At 42.2% G+C, this 11,005-nt stretch carries 8 protein-coding genes, 1 tRNA gene and 1 pseudogene; 6 read left to right on the forward strand and 4 right to left on the reverse strand.

Going from position 1 to position 11,005, the window contains the following annotated elements; all coding sequences use genetic code 11:
- Both PF479_RS18695 and PF479_RS18700 read left to right on the forward strand, forming a co-directional pair.
- A pseudogene (locus tag PF479_RS18695) lies at window positions 1-263 on the forward strand (hypothetical protein); the annotation flags it as partial.
- Between the two features lie 280 nt (window positions 264-543).
- The gene (locus tag PF479_RS18700) at window positions 544-1,503 is read left to right on the forward strand and encodes an NAD(P)-dependent alcohol dehydrogenase (protein WP_298009990.1); all 960 of its coding nucleotides are present in this window, start codon (window positions 544-546) and stop codon (window positions 1,501-1,503) included.
- A 333-nt stretch (window positions 1,504-1,836) separates the two neighbouring features.
- Here PF479_RS18700 and PF479_RS18705 read toward each other — a convergent pair whose 3' ends face one another.
- Window positions 1,837-3,315: an alpha-amylase gene (locus PF479_RS18705; RefSeq protein ID WP_298009993.1), complete on the reverse strand. Its 1,479-nt coding sequence runs from the start codon at window positions 3,313-3,315 to the stop codon at window positions 1,837-1,839.
- A gap of 561 nt (window positions 3,316-3,876) precedes the next feature.
- On the opposite strand from PF479_RS18705, the gene PF479_RS18710 reads away from it, so the two are divergent.
- Together PF479_RS18710 and PF479_RS18715 are read left to right on the forward strand one after the other, a co-directional pair.
- The gene (locus PF479_RS18710) at window positions 3,877-4,119 is read left to right on the forward strand and encodes a ChpI protein (protein WP_298009996.1); all 243 of its coding nucleotides are present in this window, start codon (window positions 3,877-3,879) and stop codon (window positions 4,117-4,119) included.
- Window positions 4,106-4,447, forward strand: a complete 342-nt coding sequence (locus tag PF479_RS18715; protein ID WP_298009998.1) for a type II toxin-antitoxin system PemK/MazF family toxin — start codon at window positions 4,106-4,108, stop codon at window positions 4,445-4,447. Before PF479_RS18710 ends, PF479_RS18715 begins: the two co-directional genes overlap by 14 nt.
- Before the next feature lie 284 nt (window positions 4,448-4,731).
- On the opposite strand, the gene PF479_RS18720 is transcribed toward PF479_RS18715, so the two are convergent.
- The 3 genes from PF479_RS18720 to PF479_RS18730 form a co-directional block, all read right to left on the reverse strand.
- On the reverse strand, window positions 4,732-5,934 hold the full coding sequence (locus PF479_RS18720) for an ABC transporter permease subunit (RefSeq protein ID WP_298010000.1): 1,203 nt from the start codon (window positions 5,932-5,934) through the stop codon (window positions 4,732-4,734).
- The gene (locus tag PF479_RS18725) at window positions 5,931-6,692 is read right to left on the reverse strand and encodes an ATP-binding cassette domain-containing protein (protein WP_298010004.1); all 762 of its coding nucleotides are present in this window, start codon (window positions 6,690-6,692) and stop codon (window positions 5,931-5,933) included. The genes PF479_RS18720 and PF479_RS18725 overlap by 4 nt, the downstream gene beginning before the upstream one ends.
- 167 nt (window positions 6,693-6,859) lie before the next feature.
- Complete coding sequence (locus PF479_RS18730) at window positions 6,860-8,137, reverse strand: MFS transporter (protein ID WP_298010006.1); 1,278 nt, start codon at window positions 8,135-8,137, stop codon at window positions 6,860-6,862.
- Window positions 8,138-8,433: 296 nt separating this feature from the next.
- On the opposite strand from PF479_RS18730, the gene PF479_RS18735 reads away from it, so the two are divergent.
- Window positions 8,434-10,557 (forward strand): glutamine synthetase III, encoded by a 2,124-nt coding sequence (locus tag PF479_RS18735; protein WP_298010009.1) that lies wholly within the window; start codon window positions 8,434-8,436, stop codon window positions 10,555-10,557.
- 176 nt (window positions 10,558-10,733) lie between these two features.
- A tRNA-Asn gene (locus tag PF479_RS18740) sits at window positions 10,734-10,806 on the forward strand.
- The last annotated feature ends 199 nt before the right edge of the window (window positions 10,807-11,005 follow it).

Consider the following 11,005-nt stretch of genomic DNA (forward strand, 5'->3'; position numbering starts at 1 on the left):
TACTATTAAGTGTTTATAAGGGATCTTCATATTTTATTTATTATACTCTAAGTGGATTATCACTAATTCTTCTATTTAAATCTTTTAGCAAAATTGAATATTTTTCAAAACGAACTGTAATCACTGGCATAATATCCGGATTTTTAATGCTTGTACCTGCGACAATGGGTATTATTGGAATGATACTTTCATTATTATCTTTAATACCTTGGATAATTACTTGTCTTTTCCTTGTTTATGATATTAAAAGAATAAAACCTTAACAAAAGATTTGCAGCAGTCACAGTCTATTGTTATGATTCTGGCGGAAAAAGTGAAGTGAATATTAAGAAACTGGTTACATTCTCAAATACATCCACTTATTTGAGAAATCTATTATTACACAACCAAGACAGAAACAGCACATAACAAGGAATATGAGATTCAGACTTCGGCTCCATCTAAATTGCCTTTGGTTTCAAGCTCCCTACGGCAAATTCTCATATTCCTGAAACGTTATGTGAAATACTTGAGGCTGAGATGAATATAAGTAGGAGTTTTTACATGAATGAAAACAAAATGAAAGCTGTAGTTCGCAGTAAATACGGATCGGCAGATGTGCTTCAACTAACAGAAGTCAAGAAGCCTGTACCAAGAGATAATGAACTACTCATTAACATTAAAGCATCTGCCGTAACAAACAGTGATATCTATATTCGAGGATCAAAATTACCATTCCCCATTATAATTCCTTTTAGATTAATGATGGGGGTACTCAAACCAAGAAAATCTATTATAGGTCTTGTTTTTTCCGGAATCGTAAAAGAAGTTGGCAGTAAAATAAAGAGATTTTCACCAGGAGATGAAGTCTATGGTATGACAGGATTTAATCTTGGTACTTATGCTGAATACACTTGTATTAAAGAAATAGATAGTACCACCGGATGCGTAGCTATTAAACCCAAAAATATTTCATTTGAAGAAGCTACTTCAGCTGTATATGGTGGTGCGTTAGCTCTTCAATATATGGATATTGGCAATATTGAAAAAAATCAAAATATACTGATTTATGGAGCTTCTGGCACATCCGGAACAATTGCCATTCAATATGGTAAATATTTAGGAGCAAAGGTAACAGGTGTTTGCAGTGGAAGAAATATTGATTTAATTAAATCACTCGGGGCAGATTATGCAATTGATTATAAAACCACTGATACTTTGGAAGCGAATACTAAATATGATTTCATTTTGGACTCTGCCGGTCATGGTCCTGACGGAAAAAACAGGACATCACGACTTAAGGAAGAATGTAAAAAATCTCTTACTGAAAAGGGAAAATGTGTATCAATTGATAATGGGGCCTTAAAATTAGATTCAAAGCGTCTGGATTTTTTGACAAAATTGATTGAAGAAAAAAAGATAAGACCTGTAATAGATAAAATTTATCCTCTTGAAAAAATAGTTGATGCACATAAATATGTTGAGGGAGGACATAAAAAAGGAGGAGTAGCAATCAAAATATGATAATAAATGAAACTACGCCCAAGCACATCACACAACAGCGGCTATGCGATTCGCGCGGAGTACCGCCCTCACTCAAATTGCCCTACGCTGCGCTTCGGACAACTTCGCATAGCCCCGGACGTTTAACGAAAAAATCCAGATGGCCTTTTACTGTGGCGTAACCTATTGAGACAATCAAATACTGCAAGTTTCATTTTAATAATACTGAACTATCGATATTTATCTACCAGGATACGTGAAAAAAGTGGGGAATGAAGGGGAGCGATATTTGTTTCACCCGTAAGTGACATTGTCAGATCTCTTGCACCTAACTTATCAGCGTGATGATAAAGATTAATCAATAGGCACCCAAACAGAAACAGATCGTTCATTGCACTTGAATTCGGCCCATCCTTCGTCATTTGTAGTCACTTTTTTCTTGATATGTTCTGTAATATCACCATACCTAACGCCAGGAGAACCGGTATTCATTTTCTTGGTGCCATCTGTACCATTGCTGAGCAGGACCGCCATCCCGCCGCTATAATCTTCGTTTCCAGTACGAGTCCAGCCGATACAGTTCTGGTGATCAAAGTAATCGTTCTGGTCCCCGAAAGCATTGGAACGGCGTACCTCAAGGAAGAGATCAATCAGCCATTTGTGACTTTGCATGTGGATATCGTAATCGTTCCCGTCTTTACCCATACCCTTGTATTCTGCACCGAAGTAATCAGGATAAAAGATGCATGGGTAGCCCCCCCGACGTAGGAGGATAATTGCATACGCCAACGGTTTGAACCACGATTCGACAACTGACTCGAGTGACTGTAGCGGCTGGGTGTCGTGATTGCTGACAAGGGTGACAGCTTTATCGGGGTGGTCTTTAACTAGGCTCCGGTCAAGAATAGTTCTCAAGTCGTATGTATTCCCCTCACGACTTGCTGTTGCAAAGCTGTAGTGCAATCCAGTATCGAAAAGCATCATGTTCCCTTCTGTTTTCCTGATGAAGTGTTCCAGAGCCTCATCGACCCCGGACCAGTATTCTCCGACAGCAAAAAGATCGCGGCCTCCATGACTGCGTACGTGATTGAGCCATTCAACGAAGAAACTTGCACTAACATGCTTGACGGCATCAAATCGAAAACCGTCGACACCGGTCAGATCGGTATACCATTCGCCCCAGTAAAGTAGCTCCTTTCGGACATCAGGATTAGCAATATCCAGGTCACAGCCCATCAGGTAATCAAAGTTGCCTTTCTCTTTATCTACTTCTTTATTAAAAGCCTTACCCTCAAACAGATAGACAGCTTGAAGATCGGGAGAAGCCGCGTTGGTGTCAACTGCATTAAAATGCCACCAGTGCCATTGCAGAGATGAATGCTTTTCACCTCTTCCCGGAAAAGAGAAATGGGTCCAAGCCCTTATTGGCTGCAATTCGCCGATTGATTCATTCCGGTTTTCGGGGTTAAACGGTGTCGCCTTGAACTCCTCCTCACTATCGCCTCCTAGCTTATGATTGAAGACGACATCGGCATAGACTTGTATTCCTGCTTCATGTGCCGCTTGAATTGCTTGAAGATATTCGTCACGGGTTCCGTATTTAGTGCGTATGGAGCCTTTCTGATCAAACTCTCCAAGGTCGAAGAGATCATAGACTCCATAACCAGTATCATCAGCTCCGGCTGCCCCTTTGTATGCTGGAGGCAGCCAAACAGAAGTTATACCGGCTTCAGAGAGTGCCGCTACCTGCTCCTTAAGTTGCTTCCACAGTGAACCGTCTGCTGAGGTGTACCAGTGAAAGAACTGCATCATCACGCCATTGTTTTCATTCATTCTACTTTTCTCCTTGCGGTTCACCATTATTCCATATCTACACATGCAAGATAATAATTAATGTGTATTGGAAAAACTGTCGGACGATATGCACAGACTGCCTTCCATGGAGCATGCTATTAACGAACATCTAAGCAGATAAGGGATGACAATATCCTATAGCAAGAACTCCTATGATACTACCTCAAAAACACCTGAAGTGCGTTTGTCGTTGTGTTCTCGAATAACTAGTTTTCTACATAAGCCCGAGGTATGTACTCTAGAAATTTATAGCCCTCCATCTAAAAAACGTCGTGTTTTTCAGATGAAATGATTTTGGGTTCATGCTGGATTTCATCGTTAAACAGAAGTTGATGTGTCGCTTTGTGGTCTGTGATATGGTTATTGATGAATTGTGGCTTTCTGATGTTCGGGCAAAAGCCGCGCCAAGCCCTGGCGGGCACGAAAAACGTCGGATAACATCAGGCCGTTATGCGAAATGCTCGGGGCTAAGATGAATATCTATATTCGAGGATCAAAATCACCATTGCTTCATTGTTATACTATTGTCATACTTTAGACATGAAAACAGCAATTTCAATACCAGACAATTTATTTAGAGATGCCGAAATCACTGCTAAACAATTAGGTTTGGCTAGAAGTCAACTTTATGTAAAAGCCATAAAGGAATTTATAGAGCATCATAACAAAGATCACATAACGGAGAAATTGAACTCTCTCTATTTCCACGAAAACAACATGGAAGAAATTACAGACATTGGAATTGAATCATTGAGAAAGGCAACAAAAAATGATACGTGGTGAAATTTGGTGGGCAGATTTAGGGATTCCTTTTGGCAGTGAATCTGGATTTAAAAGACCAGCCGTTATTATTCAGGATGATGCTTTCAACCGAAGCAATATTCAAACCGTAATTGTTACATCAATAACTACAAATTTGAATTTGGCAGATGCTCCAGGAAATGTCTATCTAGAAAAAGATGAGTCCGGTTTATCTAAAAGTGGAATCGCAAACGTTTCTCAAATTTCAACCATTGATAAAAGAAGATTGGTAGAACGAATAAGCATCTTAGCACCAGGAGCTATGTCTGAAATTGATTTCGGATTGAGATTGATCTTAAACACCCCGTAATTTTAGGGACTGCACTTAACAGCGAAGCGGAACGTTATATATAATGACTTTTTGAAATCTATTTTTCATTTCAGCCTCGATTGTATAAAACGACTCAAAACGAATCTAGTTCATGCTACGGTTTATAGGGCTGGTGGAACCACCGGTCTCCGAATTGGTCATAATAAGATACGGATCTTAACGAGATGCCCAAAAAGGAGACCTGTCATAGTGGCGAGCTTATATAATTCTGATAACCACGATAACAAGGATGATTACAACTAAAGCTGAAATAATACCCATCTTTAAAACTCCTGTTTTTTTTTACTATACTGTCTGTTACGGAATCTATCAAGTAGAGTTTTATGCCTATTGTTTTTCACAAGGGAAAACTCTTTCTGAAACATATTGATAGCCAACAAAGAAATGAGGACCAGATAACAGAGGGACCAGATAACAGCAGCGAGGATGTCGGTCAGAATCATGCGGTCAAGAGCCGTCTCCCGGATGGCCAGGGCAATATTCACCAGAGGCAGATGCGCATAAAACCAGGCTTTGTGGATAAAATCGACGCTTTGGGCAGTATATACTGCCCCCATGCCTATCATGAGAAGGGGCATGGCCAGAAGCTGGGCCTCTCGTACTGAACGGGTGATAAAACCGGCACAAATTTCTATGGCCGCAAAGAGACTGGTCATCAATAGAAGCAATACCATCAGAAGAGCTATTTGAGCTGAAGAAAGGGGAAAGCTCATGACTCCTTCACCGATAATCTCCGGTGTAATCCTGTAGGATATATATATCCCGAGGATATAGGCGGATACGCTGCATAGCCCGATGAGAGTCGCGGCGGTAAGCTTACCGAGAATAATTCCGCTTCTTGGGGCGGCCGTAGAGAGCAAGGGTTCCAGACTCCCCCGTTCTTTTTCTCCTGAACTCAAATCGGCAGAACCGGGTAAAGGACAGGTAATAGCAAATATAAAAAAAACAAAGGGGAGGATCAGGCCGAGGAACATCTTACCGGCCGCTTCTTCGGATAGGAACATTGGAAGGCCCATCTCTGGTTCTATCATGTCAGTCACTGAATCTGTGACGGTCAGTTTGTTCTTTTTGGAATTGGTCAGTTCCAGATATGAAAAAGCAGAAATGGAAACAGGGTCGGAATTATCATAGAGAATAACAGGACGTTCCGTTTGGGGATCGGAAATCAATAATGCATCGAATCTGTTCCGCCAATCGACAGGATATTTTTGATCGAGAATTGTAAGGTTAACCATTTCTGAATCAAAAATAAAATGGTCAGAAACAATATCTGATTCTGCTGCAATCAGAAAAACCCGATTCTCTGGAAGACTTGCTACCTTATCATCCTTCAAAACCCAGAATAAAAGCGGAAAAAGGATTATCGGAAGAACAAGAGAGAGAACCAGAGATCGGGGATCACGAAAGAAGTCCCGGAGCTCCTTTACAGCAACAATCCTGATAGTAAAGAAATGCCTCTGACTCATTGCACAGAGTCCTGAACCTGAAAGAAGTGTTCTTCCAGGGTTTCTTTTCCGGCGAGTTCGGAAGGTGTTCCTATTCCCATTAAGCTTCCTTTATGCAGCAGGAGTACGCGGTCGGAAAGACGCTCGACGACTCCCAGATCATGACTTGAGAAAATGACAGTTTTATTTAATTCTTTACACCAGCTGATAAAACTGTGGATATTTCGTGCGCTGGTCACATCCAGACCCGTTGCCGGTTCATCAAGCATCAGGACCTTGGGATTATGAATGATCGAGCGGGCTATCAGGGTTTTTTGACGCATACCAGTAGAGAAAGTACCCGCCGGTCTGTCAAGGAACTCTTTCATATCCAATAAAGAACTGATTTCCGAAAGTTTTCTGCGGGCTGCTACATAGGGAAGTCCGTTGAGGTCTGCAAAATACAGGATATTCTCCCTGGCGCTCAATCTTTCATAAAGACCGCTCTGCTGACCGAAAAGAATGCCGATTGAACGGCGGACTTCTCCGGGATTATGTATTGTATCATATCCGTCGATACTGACTTTCCCAGAACTGGGTTTCAGCATTGTGGCGAGCATGCGGAGCATTGTGGATTTTCCAGCACCATTTTCACCGATCAGGCCGATGATTTCTCCTGAACCGGCCTGGAATGAAAGATCTTTGACGGCCCAGATATCCGAGCCTTTGAACTGCTTTGAAAGACCAACAGCTTCAATGAGATGTTCCGGAGAAGGATGATTTTGATGCCGCATGTTCATCGCTACATACTAGCTGGTCGAATAGAAAATAACAATTAGAATCCAGACGAGGAGTAGATGTAACGAACTGCCACTATTACTTCGGGCTATTTCACTGATTGTTTTGCTTCAGAAAAGACCAGGAGTGTATTTCAGGACTTTTCTGAATTTTTCCTTGGCATCAGAACTTATTTCCTATTGTTTGAAGAGATTAAAAATAATCCCGAAATGATAAACCCGATGACTGGAACCGGCCAGAATTCGCTCAAGCCGATATGATGAACTTTCATAAAGTCTACTGCCAGACCTGCCAATGGCGCAATCACCATTGTCGCAATGCTTTTGGATTGTGATTGGATAGACATGACCGTGGCACCCTGTGCTTCGCTGCTGTGAGCATCAAAGCGGCTTATAAGAACAGGAGTCCACAGATTCTGCAGAACATAATAGGCAACAAATCCAGAGATCATAATCCAATAAATATTAAAATACATACCCGGTATAAGAACAGCCATAAGAACAAGCATGCCTAACCAGAGAATCTTGGCAGAAGAATCCTCTGAACCTGTTTTTTTGACAAGTTTATGGGACTGCTTACTGGCACTTGCAGAGAGAGCATAAAGCAGAAAATAGACGGGGCCAATCAGGATGACAGACTGCTGCTCCTGATTCATTGAGATTCCTGCAAAAAATACTGCAATGACCGGGAGTGCCGCCTGTTGTAAAATAGGCTGAAGATAATCCTTAATAGATTTAAAAAATCCTTCATATCCCATAGACTCCAGAATCAATCGGCGCAGTGATTTTTTTTGGAAAATACCCGTAAAGGATTCTTTTATATGCGCCAGGATTCTTCCAAGATTAGCGTCCTCATTCCCTTCACCATCCAGTTCTTTAGGATAACCCATAAAGTTAATGATGTTGATGACATAGGGTATGATAGAGAAGTAGAAAATCTGGACATAGGAACGGGAAAAATAAACAAAACAACAGGCGATCAGAACAGATACGGCAGAACCGATCTGACTCCAGGATCTAGTGTAACCGTAGACCTCAGTTTTTGCATCACTCCGGCCCTGAAGGCGCAGCCAGGTAAAAATCATTGCCTTATGTGTACCCGTTCTAAATGCATCACCCACAGCAAAAAAGAGCATTGAGACAAAGAGCAGTACGATGAGGAGAGGGAAAGAAATCAAACCATTAAGGGCAAAGGTTCCGGCAGTGCCCACCAGAGAAAAATGCAGAATATAGGCGAAGAAGCTGACAATCATGGACCTGCGCCGTCCCCAGACATCGGCGATGGCTCCGCTTGGTATCTCCATGAGATTGACCATGAGTTCACGAAAGGCAATCAGTAATCCGATGAGGGTATAAGTCAGGCCCATCTGCAAAAAAGCAAGTAGTATAAAGGGTTCATAATATTTTTGATTCTTCAAAAAACCATATAAACTGAAACGAAAAATCATAACAGATATTCTCCTATAAAAAAGACACAATTATGTGGGATAAATTTTATTTTTATACCGATACGTAACTTTTAAGAACAACTTTGTATCCTGGATTCATCACAAACGGGTATTCATTGAGACTATATTCTTATATATTAACAACTTAAACTTTCCAAGGTTCTGTCTTTAAAAAATGGCATGGAAAGTGCTTATATTAAGTATTAATATCTAAAGAACAAGTAGACCTTTCGGTCCTGAACAGACACAGATTCTATTATTAACAAATATTAAGATAAAGGAATAGGAGTAAACTAATGAACGTTGATTATTCAAAAACACCCCTCACATCCATTTACGGGGAAAATTGCTTCAGTGAAGCCGTAATGAAAGAAAGATTGCCAAAAAGCGTCTTCAAAGAGTTCAAAAAAGTACAGGTGGGAGAAACGGTGCTTTCTCTTGAAGTAGCTGAGGTCATTGCCTCGGCCATGAAAGACTGGGCCATAGAAAGGGGGGCTACCCATTATACTCACTGGTTCCACCCCCTGACCGGTCTGACTGCAGAAAAACACGATTCCTTCATCTCTCCCGAACCCGACGGCACGGTTATGATGGAATTTTCAGGTAAAGAACTGATCCAGGGCGAACCTGATGCCTCTTCTTTTCCTAATGGCGGACTCAGAGCCACCTTTGAAGCCCGGGGTTATACTGCCTGGGACACCGGCTCTCCCGCTTTCTTGAAAGCAGACAATACCGGTCTGACATTGACCATCCCTACAGCCTTCGTTTCCTACAATGGGGAAGCTTTGGACAAGAAGACTCCTCTTCTACGCTCCATGGATGTTATCAGCAGACAGGCCATGAGAATACTGAAAGCCATGGGTAATACGTCATCCAAGAGGGTGACTTCCTCCGTGGGACCCGAGCAGGAATATTTCCTCATAGATAAAGAGTATTTTTTGGCCAGACCCGACCTGATGCTCACTGGAAGAACTGTCTTCGGAAGCATGTCTGCCAAAGGACAGGAGATGGATGACCATTACTTCGGTGCCATCAAGAATCGAGTTGCCGATTTCATGAGAGATCTGAATACAGAACTATGGAAACTGGGAATTCCTGCTAAAACTCAGCATAATGAAGTCGCCCCCAACCAGTTTGAACTGGCTCCCATCTACTCTTCGGCCAATGTGGCAACCGACGCAAACCAGCTCACCATGGAAATGATGAAAAAGATCGCAGATAGACACGATCTGGCCTGTCTGCTTCATGAAAAGCCCTTTGCCGGCATCAATGGAAACGGAAAGCACAATAACTGGTCCATAGCGACCGATGATGGAATCAACCTTCTGAATCCAGGAAAGACTCCCCATGACAATGCCCAGTTCCTCCTGTTCACCGTAGCAACAATCAAGGCCGTAGATGTGTATTCTCCCATCCTGAGAGCATCAGCCGCCAGCCCCGGAAATGACCACAGATTAGGTGCCAATGAGGCTCCTCCTGCGGTAATCTCTATATTCCTGGGAGATCAGCTCTCAAACATCCTTGAAAGTATGGCCGCCGGTAAACCCGTCGAGGCTCTGGATGGCAAAATGATGGAAATCGGTGCTACCACACTACCCGACCTCCCCATGGATATGACAGACAGAAACAGAACCTCTCCCTTTGCCTTTACCGGGAATAAATTCGAATTCAGAATGGTTGGTTCTACCCAGTCTATAGCCGGACCCAATGTTGTACTGAACACGGCTGTTGCCTCCATCCTGGATGATTTTGCAGGCAGGCTGGAAAAGGCTTCCGATGTGAATGCAGAGATCCAAAAAATCATCTGCGAAACATATAGAGCTCATGATAGAATCATTTTCAATGGAAACGGTTATTCCCCGGAATGGTTGGTAGAAGCCGAAAGGCGCGGCCTGCCGAACCTGACTTCAACAGTCGCAGCTCTCCCTGAATTCATTAAAAAGGACAGTGTGACCCTCTTTGAAAAATACAATGTTCTGAGTAAGGCAGAACTGGAATCCAGAGTTGACATCTATCTTGAAAACTACAGCAAACAGATCAACATCGAAGCGGGTGTCGCACTGGAAATGGCCAACAGACTGATCTTTCCTGTAGTCAGTGAGTTTTCCGCCAGTGTTGCCGAAACAATCATGTCTATCAAGTCTGTCATCCCCACAGCCGATACGGCTGCTCAAGAATCACTCCTGGATAATTTAAACGGCCAGATGGAATGTATGCTGAAAACTGGGATCAACCTCGGGAAAGAAATTGAGGCGGCCCTTGAGCTGGATGAGGATCTTCTGATTCAAGCAAAAGCCTACAGAGAACAGGTTGTTTCCGCCATGAATGATCTGAGAATCTGTGTCGATGCGCTTGAGAGGAGCACCGATAAACAAGCATGGCCCTACCCTTCATATGAAGACATGCTTTTTAACATTTAATCCTTTTATCATAAATAATTAAAGTTAGACTGCTTCTTCGGAAGCAGTCTTTTTTTTGCCCTTTTTAATTGAGGGAAGAGGGTATCCCGATCTATTAAAGAAATATGAATATTTTTCTCTCCCGATTCTGTTGACAGTATTTGGAAAACCCTTTATTCTTCTTCAAGAATTAACTTTCCCCTGTAGCTCAGTTGGTAGAGCGGATGGCTGTTAACCAACATGTCAGCAGTTCGAGTCTGTTCGGGGGAGCAAATAAAACCTTATTATATAAGGATTTAAAAGCCAGGATTTAAAATCTTGGCTTTTTTTATTTCCCCCATGGTATCATAGTGGTATCAGGCCATCTAAATCATGGGGGTTTTATGAGAAAAAAGTATCCTGATCCAGTCCGTAGAAAAGATTCAAGTACATTCTTCTTCTGGTATACAGAACCAGACGGCAAGCGGAA

Source organism: Oceanispirochaeta sp. (genome assembly GCF_027859075.1).
In the GTDB taxonomy this organism is placed as follows: Bacteria; Spirochaetota; Spirochaetia; order DSM-2461; family DSM-2461; genus Oceanispirochaeta.

Bases quoted from the DNA above. Each gene is read 5' to 3' on its own strand.
- PF479_RS18735 (WP_298010009.1), top strand. From the start codon at position 8,434: ATGAACGTTGATTATTCAAAAACACCCCTCACATCCATTTACGGGGAA.
- PF479_RS18710 (WP_298009996.1), top strand. From the start codon at position 3,877: ATGAAAACAGCAATTTCAATACCAGACAATTTATTTAGAGATGCCGAA.
- PF479_RS18705 (WP_298009993.1), bottom strand. From the start codon at position 3,315: ATGAATGAAAACAATGGCGTGATGATGCAGTTCTTTCACTGGTACACC.
- PF479_RS18720 (WP_298010000.1), bottom strand. From the start codon at position 5,934: ATGAGTCAGAGGCATTTCTTTACTATCAGGATTGTTGCTGTAAAGGAG.
- PF479_RS18700 (WP_298009990.1), top strand. From the start codon at position 544: ATGAATGAAAACAAAATGAAAGCTGTAGTTCGCAGTAAATACGGATCG.
- PF479_RS18725 (WP_298010004.1), bottom strand. From the start codon at position 6,692: ATGAACATGCGGCATCAAAATCATCCTTCTCCGGAACATCTCATTGAA.
- PF479_RS18730 (WP_298010006.1), bottom strand. From the start codon at position 8,137: ATGATTTTTCGTTTCAGTTTATATGGTTTTTTGAAGAATCAAAAATAT.
- PF479_RS18715 (WP_298009998.1), top strand. From the start codon at position 4,106: ATGATACGTGGTGAAATTTGGTGGGCAGATTTAGGGATTCCTTTTGGC.